General features: G+C 31.2%; 20 protein-coding genes. 14 read left to right on the top strand and 6 right to left on the bottom strand.

What is annotated here, in order from left to right:
• Positions 1-63 precede the first annotated feature (63 nt).
• The 4 genes from APS56_RS05445 to APS56_RS05430 form a co-directional block, all read right to left on the bottom strand.
• Entirely contained in the window at positions 64-2,289 is a 2,226-nt protein-coding gene (locus APS56_RS05445; RefSeq protein ID WP_054725703.1) for a B12-binding domain-containing radical SAM protein, read from the bottom strand.
• 340 nt (positions 2,290-2,629) lie between these two features.
• Positions 2,630-5,983 carry a preprotein translocase subunit SecA gene (secA, locus tag APS56_RS05440; protein ID WP_054725701.1) on the bottom strand — a complete coding sequence of 1,118 codons (3,354 nt, stop codon included), beginning with the start codon at positions 5,981-5,983 and terminating at the stop codon, positions 2,630-2,632.
• Between the two features lie 247 nt (positions 5,984-6,230).
• Entirely contained in the window at positions 6,231-6,452 is a 222-nt protein-coding gene (locus tag APS56_RS05435) for a DUF2795 domain-containing protein (RefSeq protein ID WP_019387375.1), read from the bottom strand.
• Positions 6,453-6,708: 256 nt separating this feature from the next.
• The gene (locus tag APS56_RS05430) at positions 6,709-7,281 is read right to left on the bottom strand and encodes a cob(I)yrinic acid a,c-diamide adenosyltransferase (RefSeq protein WP_054725698.1); all 573 of its coding nucleotides are present in this window, start codon (positions 7,279-7,281) and stop codon (positions 6,709-6,711) included.
• A gap of 198 nt (positions 7,282-7,479) precedes the next feature.
• Between APS56_RS05430 and APS56_RS05425 the strand changes: the two genes are divergently transcribed.
• Positions 7,480-9,573 carry a DUF5723 family protein gene (locus APS56_RS05425; protein WP_054725695.1) on the top strand — a complete coding sequence of 698 codons (2,094 nt, stop codon included), beginning with the start codon at positions 7,480-7,482 and terminating at the stop codon, positions 9,571-9,573.
• A 93-nt stretch (positions 9,574-9,666) separates the two neighbouring features.
• Here the strand turns inward: APS56_RS05425 and APS56_RS05420 are convergent, their stop codons facing one another.
• Positions 9,667-10,440: an O-methyltransferase gene (locus APS56_RS05420; RefSeq protein ID WP_054725692.1), complete on the bottom strand. Its 774-nt coding sequence runs from the start codon at positions 10,438-10,440 to the stop codon at positions 9,667-9,669.
• Between the two features lie 49 nt (positions 10,441-10,489).
• Positions 10,490-12,349, bottom strand: a complete 1,860-nt coding sequence (locus APS56_RS05415) for an ABC-F family ATP-binding cassette domain-containing protein (RefSeq protein WP_054731185.1) — start codon at positions 12,347-12,349, stop codon at positions 10,490-10,492.
• 102 nt (positions 12,350-12,451) lie between these two features.
• On the opposite strand from APS56_RS05415, the gene APS56_RS05410 reads away from it, so the two are divergent.
• The 13 genes from APS56_RS05410 to APS56_RS05350 all read left to right on the top strand — a co-directional run bounded on the left by APS56_RS05410 (position 12,452) and on the right by APS56_RS05350 (position 26,213).
• On the top strand, positions 12,452-13,252 hold the full coding sequence (locus APS56_RS05410) for a polysaccharide biosynthesis/export family protein (protein ID WP_054731183.1): 801 nt from the start codon (positions 12,452-12,454) through the stop codon (positions 13,250-13,252).
• A gap of 10 nt (positions 13,253-13,262) precedes the next feature.
• The gene (locus tag APS56_RS05405; protein ID WP_054725690.1) at positions 13,263-15,716 is read left to right on the top strand and encodes an exopolysaccharide transport family protein; all 2,454 of its coding nucleotides are present in this window, start codon (positions 13,263-13,265) and stop codon (positions 15,714-15,716) included.
• Between the two features lie 51 nt (positions 15,717-15,767).
• Positions 15,768-16,556 (top strand): 3'(2'),5'-bisphosphate nucleotidase CysQ, encoded by a 789-nt coding sequence (gene cysQ / locus APS56_RS05400; protein ID WP_054725687.1) that lies wholly within the window; start codon positions 15,768-15,770, stop codon positions 16,554-16,556.
• Positions 16,557-16,562: 6 nt separating this feature from the next.
• Complete coding sequence (gene cysC, locus APS56_RS05395; protein ID WP_211259737.1) at positions 16,563-17,147, top strand: adenylyl-sulfate kinase; 585 nt, start codon at positions 16,563-16,565, stop codon at positions 17,145-17,147.
• 21 nt (positions 17,148-17,168) lie between these two features.
• Positions 17,169-18,014 carry an ABC transporter permease gene (locus APS56_RS05390; RefSeq protein WP_054725681.1) on the top strand — a complete coding sequence of 282 codons (846 nt, stop codon included), beginning with the start codon at positions 17,169-17,171 and terminating at the stop codon, positions 18,012-18,014.
• Position 18,015: 1 nt separating this feature from the next.
• Positions 18,016-19,224 carry an ABC transporter ATP-binding protein gene (locus APS56_RS05385; RefSeq protein ID WP_054731181.1) on the top strand — a complete coding sequence of 403 codons (1,209 nt, stop codon included), beginning with the start codon at positions 18,016-18,018 and terminating at the stop codon, positions 19,222-19,224.
• Complete coding sequence (locus tag APS56_RS05380) at positions 19,224-20,375, top strand: FkbM family methyltransferase (RefSeq protein WP_054725678.1); 1,152 nt, start codon at positions 19,224-19,226, stop codon at positions 20,373-20,375. The genes APS56_RS05385 and APS56_RS05380 overlap by 1 nt, the downstream gene beginning before the upstream one ends.
• A complete protein-coding gene (locus APS56_RS05375) occupies positions 20,375-21,445 on the top strand; it encodes a DegT/DnrJ/EryC1/StrS family aminotransferase (RefSeq protein WP_054725675.1) in 1,071 nt (356 codons plus the stop codon). The genes APS56_RS05380 and APS56_RS05375 overlap by 1 nt, the downstream gene beginning before the upstream one ends.
• Positions 21,446-21,512: 67 nt before the next feature.
• Complete coding sequence (locus APS56_RS05370) at positions 21,513-22,178, top strand: acetyltransferase (protein WP_054725673.1); 666 nt, start codon at positions 21,513-21,515, stop codon at positions 22,176-22,178.
• 57 nt (positions 22,179-22,235) lie between these two features.
• Entirely contained in the window at positions 22,236-23,075 is an 840-nt protein-coding gene (locus APS56_RS05365; RefSeq protein WP_082379259.1) for a glycosyltransferase family 2 protein, read from the top strand.
• A gap of 416 nt (positions 23,076-23,491) precedes the next feature.
• Positions 23,492-24,199, top strand: coding sequence for a class I SAM-dependent methyltransferase (locus APS56_RS05360; RefSeq protein WP_054725666.1), 708 nt, complete (start codon positions 23,492-23,494; stop codon positions 24,197-24,199).
• Positions 24,196-25,275, top strand: a complete 1,080-nt coding sequence (locus APS56_RS05355; RefSeq protein ID WP_054725663.1) for a glycosyltransferase — start codon at positions 24,196-24,198, stop codon at positions 25,273-25,275. Before APS56_RS05360 ends, APS56_RS05355 begins: the two co-directional genes overlap by 4 nt.
• 8 nt (positions 25,276-25,283) lie before the next feature.
• Positions 25,284-26,213, top strand: a complete 930-nt coding sequence (locus tag APS56_RS05350) for a glycosyltransferase family 2 protein (protein WP_054725657.1) — start codon at positions 25,284-25,286, stop codon at positions 26,211-26,213.
• Positions 26,214-26,226 lie beyond the last annotated feature (13 nt).

The following is a 26,226-nucleotide window of genomic DNA, read 5'->3' as shown; positions in this document are numbered from 1 at the left end:
CTTAATAAATCCTAAACTTTAGTGAGTTATATCATATTTACATTTAAATACTGAAAAGAATTTTTATAAGACCAACAAGCCGTTTTCTTTTAAAATATTTATTGATTTTGAAAACCAAAACAGTTCAAAATTTTCAAAATGGGATTCAAAGTCTTTTTTTAATTCAGAAAAGGACATTAATTTGGAACCCTTAGGAGATAGTTTGTCAAGCGTGCTTAAAAACCAATGTCCTTGGTCTTTTTCTAAAATAATATTAAAGCTTTCGGTATTAGTATGAAAACTCATTTTAAAGTAATGATTGCTAAAACCTTTTTTTGTTTTTGAATATTCGCTGACAATTGGATCAGTTCCTATCCAAATAATTTTAGCGGAAGGTTTGATGTTGAAATTAACTCCAGTTTCTAAACAATTATAGATGAAATCATTTTTAATGCTGGTTTTCGGAATTTTAAAATCGAACCAATCTTGTAATGGAAGTTCAAAACCAATACCGTGCATAAAATTAAATAAGGATTTTTTCAATCCGAAGCTAAATTGATTGTGGTCAATACCTGTTTTGTCTGTAAAATCAACGTCGTTATTGGCAAACGTAATTTTTTTGTAATTGGGAATAATTTGATATTCATTTGGGTTTAATCCAATCGGACTATGTGCTGTTAATGCAAATTGATGCCAAAAACCAGATTGCAAAATACCAATTTCAAAAAGCTGACGCACCATTTCTAAACTGTCAATGGTTTCTTGAACGGTTTGTGTTGGGTAGCCATACATTAAATAGCTGTGCACCATAATTTTAGATTCTGTAAAATTTCGAGTCACTTGAGCTACTTGTTCAACGGTTACACCTTTATCTATAAGTTTTAATAAGCGATCTGATGCAACTTCCAATCCTCCAGAAACGGCTATGCACCCTGAGACTTTTAGTAGTTCACATAAATCTTTTGTGAAGTTTTTTTCAAATCGGATGTTGGCCCACCAAGTTACTGTAATTTTTCGTTTTATGATTTCTAAGGCCAATGCTTTCATTAAAGATGGTGGTGCTGCTTCATCCACAAAATGAAACCCTGTTTCGTTGGTTTGCTCAATCAATTGCTCCATGCGATCCACCAATAATTTAGCAGTAATGGGCTCGTAAATTTTAATGTAATCTAAAGAAATATCGCAAAAGGTGCATTTTCCCCAATAGCAACCATGCGCCATGGTGAGTTTGTTCCATCTACCATCACTCCAAAGGCTGTGCATGGGGTTGGCAATTTCGATTACGGAAATATAATTGTTTAGTAACAAATCGGAATAATCGGGAGTACCAATTTCCAGTTGTTTGTAGTCTGGTTTCGTACTATTGTTTTTATAGGTAACTTTGTTGTTTTCTAAAATAAAAGTGCGCTTAAATTCTAATTCACTATTGTTATAGTATTCTTTTAGCGTGCCTTTGGTATACTTTGATTGACAGATGTTTTTATATAATAATTCTATGGGTAACTCTCCATCATCCAAGGTAATATAATCGAAAAATTCAAAAACGCGAACGTCGGTCAATGAGCGTAATTCGGTGTTTGGAAATCCACCACCCATAGATATTTTAATATTTGGATATTTAGATTTTATAAACTGAGCACAACGGAACCCGCTGTATAGATTCCCAGGAAAAGGAACAGATATACATATCAATTGGGGTTGGATGGTTTTTATTTTGTCTTCAAGTATTTTTAAGCTTATTTTGTCAATATAAGTTGGAGCGGTTTGTAAATAATTATATATTTCATCAAATGAGTTGGCACTTTGTCCTAAACGTTCGGCATATCGGCTGAATCCAAAATGGGCATCTATACATTCTATGATAAAATCGGATAAATCTTCAAGGTATAAGGTTGCTAAATGTTTTGCTTTGTCTTGAATTCCCATAGAACCAAAGGCCCAATCCATGTCGTCTAATTGATTAAAACGAGAAGCTTGTGGTAAATAATTATCAGTGCAAATTAGTCTAGCTAAGGTTTGATTTTTTCCCTGTAAAAATTGAATAACGTTGTTTAAAGGCTTTAAGTACGCTTCTTTTAAAGCATAAATGCGTTGGCAATTATCAGAAACAATACACTTGTTTTTAAAAGCAATTTCAAATAATTCTTGAAAGGTTTCTTTTTTGAATAACTCTAAAATGACTTCAATACCCAAATCCATTTGAAAAGCACTAATGTTTTTAGTGTTCAAAAAACCCTTAAGATATGCCGTAGCAGGGTAGGGCGTATTTAATTGGGTAAAGGGAGGTGTAATGAGTAAAAGGTCTTTCAAAATAGCTTATAAATTGATGCTACAAATATAGTTGAAAAAGGGTTTAGAGATTTGAATGTCATTAAATATGTATGGAGGGAATAACTTTAAAATATCTTTAGTGAAGTTAGTTTAACTAAGAAAGTGTTTTATTGTCTATTTTAATGTTCCTCTAATTGGTTTATTGGTAACTTAGATTATTCTAAAAATTACATCGAGCTTGTATGTGATTTGTTTTTCTAACAGGAATATACAATAAAAAATCCCGATAGATTCCTATCGGGATTTTAATATTATGGTTTGTCATTTAGAGTGAAATGAAGAAATTTATCAAGACACTTAGATATCAATCAGTTTGGTGTTAATCTTCAATCAAAACCCAATCACCTTTTGCTAATAAAGGCTCCGCTTGTTTGTATTTTAAAGTTTTGTTTTCACCATTAATTACGTGCTTGATGGTCACACGATCGTTGCGTCCAATTTTTGGATGGTCTCGAACAATGGTTTCAACTACTTGCTGCTGGCGTTGGGTATTTCCTGCAGCTCTACTTTGTGCAGAACGCTCATCTAAATTAGGAATTTCATCTTTCTGAATATTTAATTTTTCTTGCTTACGTTCTCTAGCTTCTTGAATAGTGTGTTGTGTTTCTTGTGGTAACTCGCCTTTAAATAAAAATGAGATAACATCTTTATTAACTTGGTCAATCATTGCTTTAAATAATTCAAAAGCTTCAAATTTGTAAATCAATAATGGATCTTTTTGCTCGTGAACCGCCAATTGTACCGATTGTTTCAATTCATCCATTTTGCGTAAATGGGTTTTCCATGCATCATCAATAATGGCAAGAGCAATGTTTTTCTCAAAATCGGTAATTAATTGTTTACCGTTGGTTTCGTATGCTTTTTCAAGATCGGTAACCACATTTAAGGTTTTAATACCATCAGTAAAAGGCACTACTATACGTTTAAATTTATCGCGTTGTGTTTCGTATACATTTTTAATAACAGGAAATGCAATATCAGCATTGCGAGTCATTTTTTCCTTGTACTGTTCAAAAGCTGTTTTGTATATTTTAGACGTAATTTCTTGAGCTGATAACTTACCAAATTCTGCTTCGGTAATCGGTGAACTCATAGAAAAATAACGAATCAATTCAAACTCAAAGTTTTTATAATCATTAGCACCTTTGTTCGTTTCAGCAATGCCTTCCGAAGTATCGAAAATCATGTTAGCTAAATCTACACGTAAGCGTTCACCATGCAAAGCGTGTTTTCTACGTTTGTAAACTACCTCACGTTGGGCGTTCATAACATCATCATATTCTAATAAGCGCTTACGAACACCAAAGTTATTCTCTTCCACTTTTTTCTGAGCACGTTCAATAGATTTTGAAATCATAGAATGCTGAATCACTTCGCCTTCTTTTAATCCCATTTTATCCATCATTTTTGCAATACGCTCACTACCAAATAAACGCATCAAGTTATCTTCTAAAGACACATAAAATTGAGAACTACCTGGGTCTCCTTGACGACCAGCACGGCCACGTAATTGTCTATCTACACGACGTGAATCATGACGCTCGGTACCTACAATAGCTAAACCGCCTGCTTTTTTTACTTCTTCTGATAATTTAATATCTGTACCACGACCCGCCATATTGGTGGCAATAGTAACTTGTCCAGGTTTCCCTGCTTGGTCTACAATTTCAGCCTCTTTTTTGTGCTGTTTTGCATTTAATACATTGTGGGGTATTTTACGAATACTTAACATTTTGCCAAGTAACTCCGAAATTTCTACAGATGTTGTTCCAATAAGTACAGGACGACCGGCTTGAGAAAGTTTTGTTACATCTTCAATAACCGCGTTGTATTTTTCGCGCTTAGTTTTGTAAACTAAATCTTCTTTGTCATCACGAGCAATAGGTTTATTGGTAGGTGTTTCAAGAACATCCAGTTTGTAAATTTCCCAGAACTCGCCAGCTTCCGTTAATGCTGTACCAGTCATACCAGAGAGTTTGCGGTACATTCTAAAGTAATTTTGTAATGTTACAGTAGCAAATGTTTGGGTAGCATCTTCAATTTTTACATTTTCCTTGGCCTCAATAGCCTGGTGTAAGCCGTCTGAATAACGACGTCCATCCATAATACGACCTGTTTGCTCATCTACAATCATTACTTTATTATCCATCACCACATATTGAGTGTCTTTTTCAAATAAAGCATACGCTTTTAATAACTGATTTAGTGTGTGAATACGTTCTGATTTCACACCAAATTCTTTAAATAAATCTTCTTTAAGGTTAGCTTCCTCTTCAGGGCTTAAACCTTGTTCTTCTATTTTTGCAACCTCAATGCCTATTTCTGGTAAGATGAAAAAATCAGGATTATCTTTTCCTGAAATATAATCAATTCCTTTATCTGTAAGCTCTATTTGATTGTTCTTTTCCTCTATTACATAGTATAACTCCGCATCAATTTTAGGCATTTCACGGTTATTATCTTGCATGTAGTAATTTTCAGTTTTTTGAAGCAGTTGCTTGACACCATCTTCAGATAAAAACTTAATAAGTGCTTTATTTTTAGGAATACCACGGTAGGCACGGAGTAATAAAAAACCACCTTCTTTAGTGTCGCCTTCAGAAATTAATTTTTTGGCTTCTGCTAAAACACCAGTTAGGTATTTGCGTTGTACAGAAACAATGTCTTCTACTTTTGGTTTTAGTTCATTAAACTCATGGCGTTCCCCTTGTGGAATAGGTCCAGAAATAATTAAGGGAGTACGAGCATCATCTACCAGTACAGAATCCACCTCATCCACAATAGCATAATGGTGCGGACGTTGTACTAAATCCTCAGGAGAATGTGACATATTATCACGCAGGTAATCAAAACCAAATTCGTTATTAGTCCCGTAAATAATATCAGAATTGTATGCTTTTCTTCGGGCAGCAGAATTTGGTTGGTGGTAATCAATACAATCTACACTTAGGCCATGGAATTCAAAAATTGGTGCCATCCATGCACTATCACGTTTTGCTAAATAATCATTTACAGTTACCAAATGCACACCTTTTCCAGATAATGCGTTTAAGTAAACAGGAAGGGTGGCTACTAATGTTTTACCTTCCCCTGTTTGCATTTCGGCAATTTTACCTTGATGCATAGCAATACCACCAATCAATTGAACATCATAGTGTACCATGTCCCATGTAATAGGCTTGCCTGCTGCATCCCAAGAGTTTGACCAAATAGCTTTATCGTCTTCTAAAGTTACATAATCTTTTTCTCCAGAAACAATTCTGTCAAATTCATTAGCTGTAACACTAATAGAGGTGTTGTTTACAAAACGTTTGGCAGTTTCTTTTACCACAGCAAAAGCTTCAGGTAAAATATCGTTTAAAACATCTTCAGTAATTTTATAAGCATCATCTTTTAATTTATCAATACTTAGATAAATATCTTCACGTCTATCAATGTCTTCGGTGTTTTCAGCTTCTTCTAAAAGGTTTGCTATTTGTTTGTCAATATCGGCATTTGCTTCAGCTATTTTAGCTTTAAATTCAGCAGTTTTTGCCCTTAGCTGGTCATGTGATAGAGCTTCTAAAGCTGCTTCAAAGGTTTTTATTTTATCAACTAAAGGTGTAATGGCCTTTATATCTTGTTTGGCTTTATCGCCTACAAATACTTTTAATACAGAATTTAAAAAATTCATGGATGTTTTAATTTTATTTTTTTAGAATGTTTATTTTTAAGTTGATATTTTTAAATCGTTTATAATGTCTCCACAGTTATCAGGAGTACTCTAAATGACATAATAGCTTTTAAACATTCAGGTTATTTATAATTTGTTTTTCGTATCTCGAAAAGTATTCAAAGATACATTTTGTTATTATTTTATTAGGATTAAGGACAAAAAAAAAGCCTCAAATCGAGACTTTTTAACTATTCTTTATGCTTTATTAATATTCATCCTCATTCCAGAGGTAATCTTCATCTGTTGGATAATCAGACCAAATTTCTTCAATAGAATCATAAGAGTCTCCTTCATCTTCAATAGACTGTAAATTTTCAACAACCTCCAATGGAGCTCCAGTTCTAATAGCATAATCTATTAATTCGTCTTTTGTTGCTGGCCAAGGCGCATCACTTAAATAAGATGCTAATTCTAATGTCCAATACATTTCTTTGTGTTTAATTTTCTGCAAAAATAATTTTTTAGTTTAAACAGACAAGGAAAAAATGAATTATTTAATCATTAATTTTATGAACGTATCTTTTTATGTTTTAAACCCATGTAAATTATTCATGCGGGTTAGTATAATTTAGCTATGAAATTTTATGTTTCACTTCAAAAAATTATCATTTTACTGAAATAGAGTTGACGGTGTTGGTTTAACAAAATTTCAGACTGTAATTAAAAACAGCAATTTTTTTCAATTACTGCTTCTCAGGAATCCACTTAATTTCATTTGCTTTCAAGTCTAAAGACAATTTCCGTGCCAACACAAAAAGATAGTCAGAAAGTCGGTTTAGGTACACCAGAGCATGTGGTTCTATGGGGGCTATTTCATTAAGCGCACTTGCTAAACGTTCGGCCCTGCGGCACACGCAACGTGCTACATGACAGAATGACACCGTTTGATGACCTCCTGGAAGTACAAAATGCGTCATAGGTGGTAAGGCCTCATTCATAAGGTCCATTTCTTGTTCCAAACGAGTTATATCTTCTGTAGAAATTTTAGGAATGTTTAATCGTTCTTTGCCATTTTTTAATATGGTTTTTTCGGGGTCGGTCGCTAAAATAGCACCAACCGTAAAGAGTTTATCTTGAATTAGAATAATTAAGTCTTTATAGTTTTGGAGGATATCTTGGTCGCGAATTAATCCTAAATGTGAGTTGAGTTCGTCTACAGTACCATAACTCTCAATACGTATATGGTGTTTAGGAACTCGGGTTCCTCCAAATAGTGCTGTGGTGCCTTTGTCGCCTGTTTTTGTGTATATTTTCATCTTTGTTTATAATAAGGATAGTAAGGTGTTATTAATTTAGATGCTATAAAAGTAGGAGTAAATACGTGAAAAGAAAAGATTTGATAGAAAAGATATGATTATAAATAAAGAGTTTTTTTAGGTTGTTAACTAATATTTAACAGAAAAGTTTATTTTAGCGACTTTATTTTTTAAAACTAAAAACCCAAACTGAAAATTATGAAAAAAAATACCTTAACAATGTTGTTCTTTATAAGTGTTATTTGTGTGGAAGCACAGTCTTATATTGGATTTTTAACAGACAATTACAGCGGTGTTAACAGTGTAATTGCCAATCCGGCAAATATTACAGATTCTCGTTTTAAAACAGATATAAATTTGGTAGGAGCCAGTGTATTTGCAGGAAACGATTATTACGGTGTTAATGTTATGGACGCTCTTAAAGATGATTATGATTTTGATTTGGATGCCACAAAATCACCATCAAATGATAATAATATTGTTACATATGTGGATATTATGGGGCCTTCTTTTATGTTTAATTTAAATAAAAAAAGCTCGTTAGCTATTTTTACCAGAGCAAGAACTGTGGTTAATATCAACGAAATTAATGGCAATACTATTGATGCTTTAGATGATGATAGTACAGATGATTTTAATGTAAATGAAGGAGATTTTAATATTTTCGGTCAGGCTTGGGCAGAGGTAGGCCTAACCTATGCTAGAGTATTAATGGATAAAGATCAACACTTTTTAAAAGGAGGACTTTCTTTAAAATATTTACAAGGTGGAGGTAGTGGATATGTTCAAGGTAAAAATGTTACTATTGATTATGATGCGGATGGTATTGACCCTAATACGGGAAGCTTTGATTCTACAGGAGAGTTAACTTATGGGCGTTTTGCTGAATTTGATAATGATAACTATGATTATGAATTGCCTGATGCTAACGGTTTTGGAGTTGATTTAGGATTTGTTTATGAATGGCGTCCAAATCATACAGATTATACAAAAACAAATGCAGACGGTGATGCTTACTCATTAAAACATAAAAATAAGTATAAGTTAAAAGTAGGGGTGTCGTTAACTGATTTAGGATCTATAAACTATAAAGAGGGTAGTGAGGATGTTTACGATATTACTAATACAGGAGTTAATGAAGATGATTTTGATAATGCAGATGATATTGAAGACTTTTTAAACACATTTTATTCATTAACAGAATCAAATGATAGTTATAAAACAAATTTACCAACAGCTCTTCATTTAAATGCAGATTGGAGTTTTAGTAGCAGATTTTATGTAAACTTAAATACTGATGTGGCATTAACAAAAAAAGGAAAAGAAAATACAAGTCGTATTTCTAACATTGCTTCTTTAACTCCGCGTTTTGAAAGCAGATGGTTTAGTTTTTACGTGCCATTAAGTGTGGTTGAGTATAATGGATTTCAGGCAGGGGCAGGTTTAAGAATGGGGCCATTGTATGTAGGTTCAGGTTCTGTGATTTCAGCGTTAACAAGTGATGATACTAAAGGAGCGGACGTCTATGCTGGTTTAAAAGTTCCTGTATATCAAGGCAGTCCAAGAGATAGAGATAAAGATGGTGTTATTGATAAATTAGATGCTTGTCCTAAAGAAGCAGGTCCTGTTGAAAATAATGGGTGTCCTTGGGGTGATAAAGATGGTGATTCTATTTTAGATAATGAAGATACATGTCCAGAAGAAGCGGGGCCAATAGAAAATAATGGATGTCCTTGGGGCGATAAAGATAGCGATACAGTTTTAGATAATGTTGATATTTGTCCAGATGTTGCTGGTGATGTTGAAAACGGAGGTTGTCCTTGGCCAGATACCGACGGAGATTCTGTTTTGGATAAAGATGATGAATGTATTAATGAGGTAGGAACAGTTGCAAATAACGGTTGTCCAGAGCCCGTTTTAGAGCCAGAAGTTACTGTTGAAATTCAAAAAACTTTGAATAAATATGCTAAAACTATTTTATTTAATTCAGGCAAATCTACTATTAAAGAAGAGTCTAATGTTGTTTTAAATGAAATTGTAGATATTTTAAATGAATATCCTTCAGCTAAGTTTTCTATTGAAGGTCATACAGACAGTGTAGGTAGTGAGGCCTTAAATCAAAGCTTATCAGAGTCAAGAGCAAGTTCAGTAATGACATATTTAATAGAAAAAGGAGTTGCTTCAAGTAGATTATCGCATATTGGTTATGGTGAAAGTAAACCCATTACAACCAATACTACTAAAGCGGGTCAAGCTCAAAACAGACGTGTTGAAATTAACTTAGTTAAGTAATACAGGGCTATATTCTGTTTTAAATAAAAAAAATCCAGAGTTTGTTGTTAATAACTCTGGATTTTTTTTATTTACAGGATATATTAAAAATAATTATAGTCTAATAGTAAAATGTTCTTTGACTTGTTCTTTTCTAAAAAACACAAACCCCCAGAAAAACGTGTCGATAGTAACTGAAACTTTGGGATGACTTTTAATAATTTCCCATGCCTCAGTCATGTCTTTACTCCAATAAATATCATCAAAAATAAAAACGGAATCGTTGTGAGTTGTTTTAATTAGAGTTTCAAAATAATTTAAAGTGGCATCTTTTTGGTGGTTCCCATCAAAAAAAATAAAGTCGTAAGTATTTGGTGTTAATGTATTGAGTGTATCATTAAAATTTCCAGAAATAACGTGAGTATTTTTTACGTGATATTTTTTTAAATTGGTTTTCGCAAATTTGGAAATATTTGGGCAACCTTCAATAGTAGTAATGTTTGATTTTGGATAACCTAAGCTTATTGCATGGGAGGCAACTCCTAATGATGTTCCTAATTCTAAAATAGTTTCAAAACTAAAATACTTTGTAATTCTAAATAAAAGTTTCGCTCTTTTGTTGGAGGTTCCTGCGTTTTTAGCAATGTTTGAAATACTACGTATTTGTTGTTTCATTACTTGTGAGCCTGCACCTAAATCTGTTGTTTTTATCTTAGACTTGTTTTTTAGAAGTAATTTTTTGTAGTGTAAAATGGTTTTATAGTCTTTGTATTTCGTTTTGTTATAAAAGCATTTAGTTACCAAATTGAAAACAAAAGGGGAATGCACACCGTGTTGATTGGTGGATTTTATTAGAAACTTTAAGTATTGAGTCGCCTGATATAACATGTTAGTTTCAGAAGTTTGAGTGTTTTTAACTTTTTGGTTTTGAAACTTTTTATTCTAATTTTGAAGATAATTCAAACCAGCGAGCTTCCTTTTCTTCAATGGTGTCAATTATTTTTTGTAATTTTTCAGATAGACTGTTAATCTCGTCTTGCGATAGTTCAGGATTATTAAACTTGTTTTCAAGTTCTTTTTTATCAAATGCTAAAGAATTTAATTTACTTTCAATGTTTTTGAGTTCTTTTTCTTCGTTATAAGAAAGTTTGGTTTCATCATTTTGTTTCCAGGATTTAGTGTCTTTTTTTTCTTCAGAAACAGCTGAGGTTACTAGTTGACTATCTTCGTAAATACGATAGTCTGTGTAATTGCCTGGAAAATCTTCAATAACACCTTCACCTCTAAAAACAAAAAGATGGTCTACTACTTTGTCCATAAAATAACGGTCGTGAGATACAACAATAATGCAGCCAGGGAAATCCATTAAAAAGCTTTCAAGAACGTTAAGTGTTACAATATCTAAATCGTTGGTAGGCTCATCTAAGATTAAAAAATTAGGATTTTGAATTAAAACAGTACATAAATACAAACGTTTTCGTTCGCCACCACTTAGTTTTTCAACAAAATCATACTGTTTTTTTCTGCTAAATAAAAAACGTTCTAAAAGTTGACCAGCACTAATGGTTCTGCCTTTTTTTAGAGGAATATATTCACCAAAGTCTTTAATAACATCAATAACCTTTTGTTCTGGTTTTATGGTAATGCCGTTTTGTGTGTAATATCCAAACTTTATGGTATCACCTATAACTACTTTACCTGTATCTGGTTTAGCGGTTTGGGTTAGTATATTTAAAAAGGTGGTTTTGCCAGTACCGTTTTTACCAATAATACCAATACGTTCGCCTTTTTTAAAGGTGTACTCAAAGTTATTTAAAATGGTTTTGTTTTTAAAGGCCTTAGAAACCTTATGAAATTCAAGGATTTTACTTCCCATGCGTTCCATATTTAGCTCTAACTGAACTTCATGATCGTTTCGGCGTTGATGAGCACGGTGTTTGATATCTTGGAAATCATCAATTCTTGATTTAGATTTTGTGGTTCTCGCTTTTGGTTGGCGACGCATCCAATCTAATTCTTTTTTAAAGAGTTGTTTGGCTTTACCAGTTTCAACAGCTTCGCGTTCAATTCTGGCATCTCTTTTTTCAAGGTAATAAGAGTAGTTGCCTTTGTAATTATATAGTTGTCCTTCGTCTAATTCAATAATTTCATTACAAACACGCTCTAAGAAATAACGATCGTGTGTTACCATAAAAAGAGTGATGTTCTCTTTAGCAAAAAAAGTTTCTAGCCACTCAATCATTTCTAAATCTAAATGATTAGTAGGTTCGTCTAAAATCAATAGATCGGGTTTGTTAATGAGCGCATTTGCTAAAGCCAATCGTTTTTTTTGTCCACCAGAAAGCGTGCTTATTTTTTGTTGTAAATCTTCAAGTTTTAATTTAAAGAGAATTTGCTTGTAAAGGGTTTCAAAATCCCAAGCTTGGTAGCGTTCCATTGCTTCGAAAGCTTTTTGGTAAGCATCTTCGTCTTCAGGATTTAAAAGTGCTTTTTCGTAATTAGAAATAACTTTTAAAATAGGGTTGTCACTTGCAAAAATGGTTTCTTCAACCGTAAATGTGGCATCAAATTTAGGGTCCTGCGACAAAAAAGAGACTTTAATATCTTTTCGGTAAATAATATTTCCAGTGTCAGAAGTATCATCTCCAGAAAGGATATTTAAAATAGAAGTTTTACCAGTTCCATTTTTTGCTACAAATGCTATTTTTTGGTCTTTATGGACACTAAAAGAGATGTCTTCAAAAAGCGTAAGCTCTCCGTAAGATTTTGATATGTTTTCAACGGTTAAATAGTTCAAAGTATGTTTTTTGTGCAAATAACGGATAAAAAACCAAAAAATCCGACAGGAGTTTTATTATTCCCTATGAAAAACTATATTTGTTGTAAATCAAAAAGCTTAATGACAAAGCAATTATTTCTATTCACTTGCGTAATAATCAGTGTTTTATGTTCTTCATGTATTACCAATAAAGATGTTGTTTATTTACAGGATAAAGGGACAACAATTAATGATTCTATATTAATTAAGGAATTGTCCAAGCCATACAGAGTTCAAATTAATGATATATTGAGTATTAATGTTAAAGCTTTGGATGAAGAGCTTGTAGCAATTTTTAATCCTTCAACGTCTGTTAATAATTCAAGTGCAAACCAAGGGCAAAGCGGTCTTTATTTTAATGGTTTTACTGTAGATTTACATGGCAATATAAAATTTCCAATTTTAGGAGAAATCAATGTTTTAGGGTTTACAATTAAAGAAATTGAAGAAAAAGTTAAAGACGAGCTAACAAAGCAGTATTTTAAGGAAACTGCTGAATTATTTGTTACTGTAAAACTGGCAGGATTGCGGTACACAACCATTGGAGAGGTGGGAACTGGCGTGCATACTTTATTTCAAGATCGCGTCAATATTATAGAAGCTTTGGCAAATGCTGGAGATATAACTCAAACAGGAGATAGAAGAGATGTTTTAATTGTTAGGCAATACCCTGATGGTCAAAAAATTCACCATATAGATTTAACAGATATTGCAGCCATGCAGTCACCTTACTACTACATACAGCCTAATGATATTATATTGGTTAAACCTTTGAGACGTAAATCTTTAGGTGCAGGACAAACAGTTATTCAAAATGTTACCACTATTGCTTCTATTTTATCTGTGTTAATATCTACTTATTTTTTAACTAGAAATCTCTAATTTTAAATTTATGATTGAAGAATTTGAAGTTTCAGAGTCTAATTCAACATTTGATGTTAAAAAATTCCTATTTCGGGCTTTAAGTTATTGGAAGTGGTTTTTATTGCTTTTTGTTATAGGTGTTTTTGCAGTCTATCAGCAAAATATTAGAGAAGAATTTTCGTATCGATTAGGAACTAAAATATCTGTTGAAGATGATAGCAACCCCTTGTTTACTTCCAGTGCGAGCTTAACTTTTAATTGGGGAGGGGTTACTTCTAAAATACAAACTATGGTTGTGATTCTAAAGTCTAGAACGCATCATGAAAAAGTAGTTGATAGATTAGAGTTTTATAAAAGTTATTTAAAGCAAGGACGTTTTAGAATGCAGGATATTTATAAGGCAGCCCCCTTTAGGTTTAATCATGATTATAATGCCCCACAATTATTAAATATTCCTATTAAAATTACATTTTTAAGTGTGGATACTTATGAATTGGAAATAGAGTTTCAAGAGGCTAGAGCGTCCGTTCAAAACTACTTAACTAAGGAAGTATCGCGTGTAGACGTACCACTTGGAGTTTTTAAAAAGCAGCTTGAATTAGGTGGTACTATAGCACTTCCTTTTTTAAAGGGAAAGATAATTATTCCAGAAAACAGAACTGTCGCTTTAGGTGAGCCTTTTTTTATACAATTTAGAAATTTTAATAGTGCAGTTTCTGGTTATCAGTCAAGAACCAGTGTAGAAAATACAAAGAGTTCCCCCATTTTAGATATTTCGCTTATCGATAAAAATACTGTTAAAATTGTAGATTATTTAAATGCGGTAGTGGATGTGTTGAGTGAAGATCAATTAAATAGAAAAAACTTGTATGCAACCAATGCTATAAAATTTATAGATGAGCAAATTTTCAGAGTAAAAGGAGAAATGTCTGATAATGCTGAGGCTCTAAATGATTATAGAAAAGAAAAGAAGATTTTTAGTTTGGGTGATGAAGGAGTCATGTTAAATGATAAATTTACTAAGCTTGACAGTGAGAAGGAGTCTATAAATAGGCAATTGAACTATTATATCAATCTTAAAAATTATTTATTGACTAGCAACTCCTTTACAGAAATACCAGCTCCTTCCGTAGCAGGTATTGAGGATGGTAATATTCTTACAAATGTGTCAAAAATTAATGAACTTTCTGTGCAAAAATCTAAGTTACAATACTCAGTACGTAGTGATGCTTCTATTTTTAATGATTTAAATAGGCAAATAGAAGGCTTAAAAAATGTGCTGTTAGAAAATATAAGTTCTGTTACAACTGTATTACGTAGAGAGTTAGAAACGGTAAATAGTAAATTAACTCAAGTTGAATCTCAATTTAGTAAACTTCCAGAAGATCAGCAAAACTTGATAAGTATTCAACGTCAATATTCGTTGAGTGAGCAAACTTACAATGTGTTTTTGGCAAAGCGAGGTGAAGCAGAAATTATTAAAGCCTCTAATGTTTCTGATATTTTAGTAATAGATTCTGCAAAAAACACAGGGGCTACTGTTTTAAGGAAAAATTTGAATGTTCGTTATGTGTTTGCATTCTTTTTTGCTTTGATAATTCCATTATTAATTGCTTTTGCTGTTACTTTTTTTGATAATAGTATCCGAACTCCAATGGATGTAGAAAATTTATCAACAATACCAATATTAGGGGTAGTAGGTAAAAATAATTTGGATAACAATTTGGTGGTACACAGAAAACCAAAATCAGCAGTATCTGAAGCTTTTAGAGCAATACGTTCTAATTTGCAATATTTTTACAAAACACATGAAATAGATGGGACTAAAACTATTTTGGTTACTTCATCTGTAAGTGGTGAAGGAAAAACTTTTTGTTCTATTAATGTCGCTACGGTATTAGCCTTAGGAGGAAAGAAAACCATTTTATTGGGATTAGATTTAAGAAAACCGAAGATTTTTGACGATTTTAAGATTAAAAATGATATAGGTATTGTAAACTTTTTAATTGGTCAAGAATCATTAGAACATGTGATTCAACAAACAGGCGTAGAGCACTTAGATGTTATTACCGCAGGACCGATACCTCCAAATCCATCAGAGTTATTAATTAGTGAAAAACTAAAAGGGCTATTAACAACTTTAAAAGCTAAATATGATTATATTATATTGGATACACCTCCAGTTGGTTTGGTAGCTGATGCTATAGAGTTGTTAAGTTTTGCAGATGTAACTCTTTATGTAGTAAGACAAGATTACACTAAAAAAGGCATGCTTAATGTAATCAATGAAAAATATAAAACCAAGCAAATACAAAATGTTAGTTTAGTATATAATGGATATGACCAAAAAAACAAATACGGTTATGGATACGGTTATGGATACGGTTATGGTTATGGAAATTATGCAAACGGATATCATAGCGATGAAAATAAAACAGGTTTTAAAAATAAGTTGAAAGGGCTGTTTAAATCCAATCGGTAATTGCCACACAGTCAAATCAAAAACTAACAGTGTATTTTTTAAGATAGAATTATGAGAGAATTACTTCTAATAGCTATAAAAGCAAGTATTGCAGCGGGAGAAGAGATTATGGATATTTATTCCGATAGTTTTGAAGTGGCCTTAAAATCTGATAATTCACCGTTAACCATTGCAGATAAAAATGCCAATATTACCATTAATTCGTATTTAAAAAAAACAGCGATTCCTATTATTAGTGAAGAAAACAAACAAACGTCTTATACTATTCGAAAAAACTGGAATACCTGTTGGATGGTAGACCCTTTGGACGGAACAAAAGAATTTATAAAAAAAAATAACGAATTCACCGTCAATATAGCACTTATAAACAATAACATACCCGTTTTAGGGGTTATTTATGTGCCAGCTTCAAAAACCTTGTATTTTGCAATAGTAGAGGAAAGTAAGGCTTATAAATGCAAATTAAAAACTCACAAGTTTACAGAGGCTATTTTTCAAAATAGCTTGGAGATAACACCTAAAAAAGAGATTAATAATGAAATTAATATAGTGGGGAGTCGTTCGCATAAGAGTAAAGAAACCGATGTTTTTATTAAAAATTTAGAAACACAAAATAAAAAAGTAGTTATAGTTTCAAAAGGCAGCTCTTTAAAATTTTGCTTAGTAGCAGAAGGTCATGCAAATATATATCCAAGATTTGCACCAACTATGGAATGGGATACCGCAGCAGGACATGCTATATGTAAAGCTGTTGGTCTAACAGTTAAACAAGTTGAAAAAGAAATTGAACTGACATATAATAAAGAAAACTTGTTGAATCCTCACTTTGTAGTTCAATAAATGCTTATGAAAAACAATTTAAAGCAAACATATAGTGTTGATAGGTTTGACAGGGAGCAAATGAACACTCATAAACCATGTTTAATTTGGTTTACAGGTTTGTCCGGGTCAGGTAAATCTACCATAGCTAATTTACTTGAAAAAGAATTGTATAAAAAAGGTATACATACCTATAGTTTAGATGGTGATAATTTACGACGTGGATTAAATAAAGATTTGCTGTTTTCAAAAGAAGATCGTATTGAAAATTTAAGACGTACTGCTGAAGTGGGCAAATTATTTGTAGATGCTGGATTAGTAGTATTGGCAGCATTCATTTCACCATATAATAAAATACGAGAAGATATAAAAACAATAGTAGGTAGCGATTATTATATTGAAGTTTTTGTAAATACCCCCTTGGAAGTTTGTGAACAGCGTGATGTAAAGGGGCTTTATAAAAGAGCGCGTTCTGGAGAAATTAAAAATTTCACAGGAATAAGTTCTCCTTTTGAAGTGCCTGTAAACCCAATGATTGAAATTAAAACAGTTCAAGAAAGTCCAGAAGAAGCGGTAGCAAAAATTTTAACAGTTTTAAAAAATAAGTTATAATTAAGTTCAGATTATTAATTCATGCAAGTTGAAACCAAGATATATCAAAAAGAAAGTAACTTAAAAATTGGCAAGCTGATAAAAGAAAGTGCTAAAGATTTTTTTGGGTCTCATTTTCTAGCTAAACAATTAGCAACAAGAGATATAAAATCACAATACCGGCAGTCTTATTTAGGCGTTGTTTGGGCATTTATTACTCCAATAACCTCCGCTCTGGTTTGGATATTTTTAAATGCTACAGGTACCGTGAAACTTTCAGATACAGGTGTGCCGTATCCTGTTTTTGTGTTTTCAGGAACGTTAATTTGGTCTATTATTTCAGAAGCTATTAACTCCCCTACTAAGAATACTAATGCCGCAAGAGGAATTATGACAAAAATAAATTTCCCCAAAGAAGCATTAATATTATCGGGGATTTATAAGTTGCTTTTTAATAGTATTATTAAAATAGCTATTTTAATAGTATTTATCTTTGTTTATGGTATTGGGTTTCATTGGTCGTTGTTTTTGTTTCCTTTTGCAATAGTTGCTGCTATCTTGTTTGGCACTACTGTAGGTTTATTTGTCACGCCTATATCCTTAATTTATAATGATATTTCTAAAATAACCAGCATGGGTTTAAGTCTATTAATGTATATAACACCTGTTGTTTATGCTATTCCAAAGGATGGGATTATGAAAACTATCATGGAAATCAATCCATTTACGGCATTAATTTTAACCTCACGAGATTTTGCAATAGGTCATGTTCCAGAGTATTTAGGATATTTCTTTTGGATTTTCGGGATAAGTGCTGCTTTATTTTTTATTGGTTTACTTTTTTATAGAATTTCCATTCCCGTTATTGTTGAACGTTTAAATGCCTAATATGAAAGAAAAGGAGGTACTGGTAAAAGTAGAAGGTCTTTCAAAAAAGTTTTGTAAAGATTTAAAAACAAGCTTGTGGTATGGCGTAAAGGATTTGTTTACTAATGTTAGAGGGAATAAAAACGTAAGGTTATTACGCGATAAAGAATTTTGGGCAGTTAAAGATATTAATTTTGAACTCCGTCGTGGTGAATGTTTAGGCTTGATAGGGCATAATGGTGCAGGAAAATCTACGTTGCTAAAAATATTAAACGGATTAATTAATCCTGATGCTGGAAAGGTAACTATCAAGGGGCGAGTTGGTGCGCTAATAGAATTAGGAGCAGGTTTCAATCCCATATTAAGTGGTAGAGAAAATATTTATAACAACGGGGCCGTATTAGGTTTTACTAAAAAAGAAATAGATAGTAAAGTTGAGGAAATAATAGATTTTTCAGAAATACGCGAGTTTATTGATATGCCCGTGCAAAATTATAGTTCTGGTATGAAAGTACGCTTGGGTTTTGCTGTAGCGGCCCAAATGGAACCAGATGTGTTGATTATAGATGAGGTATTGGCGGTGGGGGATTTAGGCTTTGTATTAAAATGTTTTAAAACCATTGATACTATTTTGCCTAATACAGCTATGGTATTTGTTAGCCATAGTATGCCTATGATATCTCGTATTTGTAGTCAGGTTATTTTGATGGAGCATGGTAAAACACAGTTTCAAGGGAAAGATGTAGGGAAAGCTATTGATTTATACTATAGTTTGTTTTTAACAAATGAAACATCTAATGTTGTTTTTACAGATAATTCTATTGAACTAAAAGAGGCTTCATTGGAAAATATAAAATGTGAAAATGGAATTTATAAAATTAATTGGGGGGACAGTGTAAATTTAAAATGTACAATCAAAAATTACAGTTTAAAAAAAATGCCTTTCATCAGTTTTGCTATTTATGATAAGGAGCAAAGAGCAGTAGCGGAGATTATTCCAATAAATCAAATCCCCAAGGATATTATTCCTAATACAGAAATTGATTTGCATTTTGAATTAAAAAATTTGAATTTATCCAAGGGTGTTTACAATATAACTTTGAATGCATCTGAAACTTATGCCATAAGCACTTATTTTAAAATACATAAGGCAATAACATTAAAAGTTGAACAAGATTTACAAATTTGGACGCCTTTCTTAATAGATTCAGAATTAAAACAAACTATTTAATGAGAACGAATATATTCAAAAGAGCACTTTATAAAAAAATCAAAAGGTCCTTTAATAATAATTATGGTATTGAAAATTATGATGAATATAGGTTCGGGCCATATTTAGCTGTTGATGAGGTGGTAAAGAAAGATAAAGTAAAGTTATTAAGCATAAATTATTTTAAAAAGAATATTAAAAAATGGATAGGTTACTACCCTGAAAATAGAGTTTATTACAAAAAAGCAGATGATTATGTTAAAGATTATTTAAACGGAATAAATAATATTTGGAATCATATTTCAAAAAAAGACAAAAAATTATTTATAGACTTGATTGCATATAGATTGTTAAGCTATAGGAAAATTAAATTACCGCTCAACAAGGACTCATATTGGCAAGCCATTGAAAAAGCAAAGGAATTGTCAAACCCTAAGGATACATATAATCCTAATTTTTTACATTTTATTTTAGAAAAATTTGATTTGAATCCAATAGGTTATGATTTACAGTTATATTTTTTTCAATTAGGGGTTGCTACTGATTTTATTATAGAACAATATGCTTATAAAATTAAAAATACTAATGTCGTAGCAGTTGAGAGTGATGATGTGGTTTTAGATGTTGGTGCATGTTGGGGAGATACAGCTTTATATTTTGCGCATAAGTCTGGTAATAAAGGAAAGGTGTTTTCTTTTGAATTTATTCCCGATAATATAAAGTTTTTTAATATTAATTTAGCTTTAAACCCCAAATTTTTTAATAGAATTGAATTAATTCAACATCCTGTTTCTAATATATCTGAAGATATTATATATTATAAAGATAATGGACCTGGTAGCAGAGTTGAATTTAAACCCTTTAAAGGACAAACAGGGAGTTGCAAAACTATTTCAATAGATGATTTTGTAAAATCAAAAAAACTTAAAACAGTAGACTTTATAAAAATGGATATTGAAGGAGCTGAATCAATGGCTCTTGAAGGAGCAATTGAAACTATAAGAATTTTTAGACCTAAATTAGCCATAGCTATTTATCATAGTTTTGATGACTTTATAAATATCCCCAATTGGATATTAGGATTAGATTTAGGTTATGAAATTTTTATAGGGCATTATACCATTCATGCAGAAGAAACTATTTGTTTTGCTAAACCAAAAAATAATGTTTAATGATAAACGTTACTAAAACATTTTTACCACCTCAAGAAGAATATCAAGCTGTTTTAAAAAAAGCTTGGAATTCTGGCTGGATGACCAATAGAGGTGTTTTAGTACAAGAACTAGAAGCTAAACTTAAAAACTATTTAGGAGTAACAAGTATTATAGCCATGACTAATGGTACTTTGCCTTTACAAATAGCAATAAAGGCATTCGGTTTAACAGATGAAATTATTACTACTCCATTTAGTTATGTTGCTACAGTTTCAAGTATTGTATGGGAAGGTTGTACACCTGTATTTGTAGATATACATCCAGAATATTTAACCATTGATGAAACTAAAATTGAAGCAGCAATAACACCCAATACTACGGCTATTTTAGCAACTCATGTATTTGGTAATCCTTGTGATGTTGAAATGATCGAAGCTATAGCATTTAAGCATAATTTAAAAGTTATTTATGATGCGGCACATTGTTTTGGAGTAACCTATAAAGGAAAATCTATGTTTGAATATGGAGACGTTAGTACCTGTAGTTTTCATGCTACCAAACTGTTTCATACAGGAGAAGGTGGCGCTTTATTTTGTAAACCAGAGTATTATGAAACTATGTTTTTTCATCATAATTTTGGGCATAATGGTCTAGAACAATTTCATGGTTTAGGTATTAATGGGAAAATGAGTGAGCCTCAAGCGGCAATGGGGTTAGCTATTTTGCCATACATGAAGTTAGTTTTAAAAGAAAGAAAGAAAATTTGTGAAACTTATAATCAAGCATTTCAAAATACAGTTTTGCAAGTTTTGAGAGTTAGAGAATTTACAGAATGGAATTACAGTTATTATCCTATTGTTTTTGAAAGTGAAGAAAAATTATTAATGACACAGGAATTATTAAATAAATATGGTATTTTCCCTCGTCGTTATTTTTATCCTTCATTAAATAAATTGCCTTATATAAATCAACAATTTATTCCTATTTCAGATTCTGTTTCAAGGCGTATACTATGTTTGCCATTATTTGTAGAACTCTCGGAAGCAAATCAAACACATATTATTAACTTAATAAAGTCTATACTATAATGATGATGTTTATTATGTTTTATTTGAAATCTATATTATTAAAATAATCTAAAATATAAAAAAAAGCATGAAAAATATTGTATTAATAGGAGGAGGAAATCAAGCTCATTATGTTATAGATATAATAGAAAAACAAAATAAGTATAATATTGTAGGAATTATTGATTCAATACAAGACATTGGTTCATATAGATTTGGTTATATTGTAATAGGTAGGCAAGAAAACATTTCAGAATTAATAGAAAAATACAATCTTTACGGTGGTGTTATATCAATTGGAGACAATTGGAGTAGATATTTTGTGAGAGAACAAATAACTAAATTAGTTCCTGATTTTAAATTTGTTAATGCAATTCACCCATCAGTTATTATTGGTAATAATGTTGAAATTGGTTGTGGTGTTGTAGCAATGGCTGGATGTATATTTAACCCTAAATCAAAAATAGGAGATTTTACTTTTTTTGCCACAGGTGCACAAGTTGAACATGATTGTGTAATTTCTGCTTTTGCTAGTATTTCAGCAGGATCACTGACCGGGGGCTATGTTTTTTTAGGTAAATATTCAGCAATTACATTGGGTGTTACTGTATTTGACAGGTTGTCTATAGGAGAAAATAGTGTCATTGGAGCAGGGAGCTTAGTTATTAGAGATATTCCTGATAATGTATTAGCCTATGGGAATCCATGTAAAATAATTAGAGAGAGGAAAATAGGCGAGAAATTTTTAAAATAAAAATGATAATAATATGTTTTCCTTATTAGGCGAAATTAAAATTATGAAACTTCTTTAATGATGATGGTAAGTGTAATAATGATTACCTATAATCATGAAAATTATATTAAGGAAGCTATTGAGGGTATATTAAATCAAGATTGTGATTTTGATTACGAGTTGATTATTGCAAATGATTGTTCAACTGATAATACAAATATCGTTATTAATGATTTAATTAGATCCAATAAATCTAAAGTTAAAATAGAATACTTTAATCATGAAGTAAATTTAGGAATGATTCCTAATTTTGTATTTGTATTAGAACAATCTAAAGGAAAATACATTGCCATATGTGAAGGCGATGATTATTGGACAGATCCTTTAAAACTTCAAAAACAAGTTGATTTTCTGGAGGTAAATGAAGAGTATAGTTATTGTGGTCACCAATCTTCTGAATTAAAGAATGATATTGTGAGAGAAACATTGATTCCTGTTAAAGAGTTTACGTTTAAGGAGTTGATTTTTAGTAATTTATTAAATACTGCAACTCTTTTAATAAGAAAAGAGGCTATAAGTAAATTACCGGTTTTTTTTAAGAATGTGCCAGCAGGTGATTGGGCTTTGCAATTAATAGCAATTAAAGATAAAAAAGCTTTTGTTTTAAATGATAATATGAGCGTTTACAGAGTACATAGTCAGGGCGTTTGGAGTCACTTAGATAAAGAAGAAATGTGTATGCGAGGAGTAGCAACGGTAGAAGCTTTTAAGGGCTTTTATAAAGATAATAGTTCTAAAAAATTAATCAACGAAGCAATTAAACAAAGGAAAAAGAAATTTGGTATATATAAACCATCTTTAATAGAAAGAGGTTGGAATAAATTTAAAAGGAGTTTTTTAAAGCTAATATTGCCATAAGTTAAGAGTTGAATATAACCTGTTTTTTTTATTAAAATCGTAAATTGTTTAATTTAAAATAAAGTAATATTGAGGCTGTTTTGGTTGAATATGGTAATTATTTTCATTATTTATTAAATATTGTTAAAGCATCACAATCATTAGTAGTAGTGTGTTTTTATGGTTAAGATGCTTTCAAGAATCAAGGTGTTATTAGGTAATGATGATTATAAAGATATTTTTAATTTAGAGTGAACAAAACAGAATAAAATTACATTTATATTTTAAAAAGAGTTTTGATACAAGTGTACATAAAAAAATAGATGAAATAATAAAATATCATAATTCAGAACTATCTAAATTGAAAAGGGGATTCGTTAAAAAGTTAAAAATCAGGTTTTTAAAAAAAAACTAAAAGCATTAATTGAGTTTTAATTATGCAGAAAGATCAATTTGTTAACGTAAAATTATCAATAGAAAATTTAGACAGATATTCTATAAGAACATCCATTCTTAATGCTTTAAAGGAAGCTTTGCCTTTATTTTCTAATAACGTTTTAGATATAGGCTGTGGCAAAATGCCCTATAAAAAGTATATTTTAGAAAATTCAAAAATTAAAAACTATGTTGGTTTAGACATTGAAAATGCTTTGGAATATGACAAGGATGTAAAACCAGATTTTACATGGGATGGAAAAAAAATGCCTTTTGAAAACAATAGCTTTGATTGTGCCTTTGCAACCGAAGTTATGGAGCATTGTCCAGAGCCAGAACTCGTTTTAAAAGAAGTGTTGAGGGTTTTAAAGCCAAATGGGGTATTCTTTTTTACAGTGCCATTTTTATGGAACTTGCATGAAGTACCTCATGATGAATATCGATATACACCATTTTCTTTACAACGGCATTTGGAAAATTCTGGATTTAAAGACTTAAAAATAAAAGCTACTGGAGGCTGGCATGCTTCAATGGCACAAATGTTAGGGTTGTGGGTAAAAAGAAGCCCGATGACTAACAAAAAAAGAAAATACTTATCAATGATTTTAAAACCAGTTATAGTTTATTTATTAAAAATGGATAAAAATACTATTGTAGAATTTAAAAGCGGACAGATGATAACTGGGTTATACGGAATAGCTAAAAAATGAAAATAGCCCTTTTTACAAACAAACCTTATGATAAATGCGAGACATTTATAAAAGCCCAAATAGACAAGCTACCATTTGACATACAGCATTATTGGGGGCATAATATTCCTTTTAATCTAACAATTTCAAATGCTTTATTTTTTAAGATTCTAAAAAAAGCACGAATTGTAAAACAAGATCACTTTAAAGAGTTGTGTAATGATTTGAGTACAAAAAAGGTCCAAGTTGTCTTAGCGCAGTACGGAATGATTGGCGCAAAATTACTTCCTGTATGCAAAAAACTTTCTTTGCCACTCGTGGTTCATTTTCATGGACATGATGCCGTTAGAAAAACTGTTTTAGAAGCCTATAAGAATTCATATCAAGACATGTTTAATTATGAAAAAGTTCTGATTATTTCGGTAAGTAATGAAATGACAAGGCGATTAATTAAAATTGGATGCCCTGAAGAAAAAATAGTTTATAATCCGTATGGTCCTAATCCTAGTTTTCAAAAATTAGACTTAAAGTATTCAAAACCTCAGTTTATTGGTATTGGACGGTTTGTTGAAAAAAAAGCACCTCATTTAACTATTTTAGCCTTCAATAATGTTTTAAAAATACATCCTGAAGCACTATTGGTTTTAGCTGGTGATGGTGTGCTTTTGGATAGTTGTAAAGATTTAGTTGAAGCCTTGCATATTAAAAATAATGTTCTGTTTCCAGACAGAATTACACCTCAAGAATTTCAACAATATATTGTAGAATCTTTGGCATTTGTTCAACATTCTATTGAGGCTCAAGATGGCGATATGGAGGGAACACCTGTAGCAATCCTAGAAGCTAGTGGAGCAGGCTTGCCTATAATTAGTACCAATCATGCAGGTATTTCAGATGTTATTATAGATAATGAAACAGGCTTGTTATGTAATGAAAAAGATATACAACAAATGTCTAAAAATATGATTTGGGTTTTAGAAAATAAAAAACAAGCTATCCAAATGGGAAACAAAGGAAAATTAAGAGTGTTTGTGTCGTTTAGTATGGCGAGGTACCTCTCTGATCTATCTAATGTCATAATTTCTTCTTCAAAATAGTATAATTAATGATAGAACATAGCTTAATTTCTATAATCATACCGACTTATAATAGAGCAAATTTAATTAGAGAAACTCTTTATAGTATTAAAACTCAAACATATCAAAATTGGGAATGTATTATAGTTGATGATGGCAGTGATGATAATAGTGATGAAACTATTGGTAATTATATAAAACAGGATATAAGATTTAAATATCTTAAAAGACCAAAAAATAAACCTAAAGGGGGGAATGTATGTAGGAATATAGGATTAGATAGCGCTAAGGGCGATTACATTGTTTTTTTTGATAGTGATGATTTAATGACTCCAAATCATCTAGAAATAAAGTATGCAGGAATAAAAAATAATAATTTTGATTTTATAATAACAAGAACCAAATATTTTAATGCAGATAATACTAGAATAGATGCGTATTATACATTTGATGAATATAAAATAACTGCTCATAATTATGTTCTACAATATGTAAATTGGTTAACGTATGATGTTTGCATAAAAGCAGCTGTAGCAAAGTCTATTCGGTTTAATGAAAACCTAAGTTCGGGGCAAGAGTATAATTATTTTTGTAAATTAATTCATTTAACTACAAAGGCTTTTTTTGTTGATGAGGTGGTAACTTTACGTAGGTATCATGATAGTTCCATACGTAGTCAATTAAAAACAAAAAGTGATTTGAATGATAGCTATTTTAGGGTGTCTTGGCTTACGTATTTAGATATAAAACAACAGGCTGATAAAAAATCCCGTAAGTTTTTATTAAGGCGTTGCATAAACCTTTGTTATGAAGATAAACACATTAAGAGGATACCAATTTTTCCTTTTATCAAAGCTGTGTTAAAAGAATATAGAAGTAATGCTGTATATGTTTTGACCTTATTAATTTCTTTGAAGTTTTTTGGGAAAGGCTACATGTTCTATAAAAGAATAAAATAAGATATATTAGCAG

Origin of the sequence: Pseudalgibacter alginicilyticus, assembly GCF_001310225.1 — a bacterium.
In the GTDB taxonomy this organism is placed as follows: domain Bacteria; phylum Bacteroidota; class Bacteroidia; order Flavobacteriales; family Flavobacteriaceae; genus Pseudalgibacter; species Pseudalgibacter alginicilyticus.
Note: the sequence above shows the minus strand (reverse complement) of the source record. Positions and strands in the feature narration are given on the sequence as shown.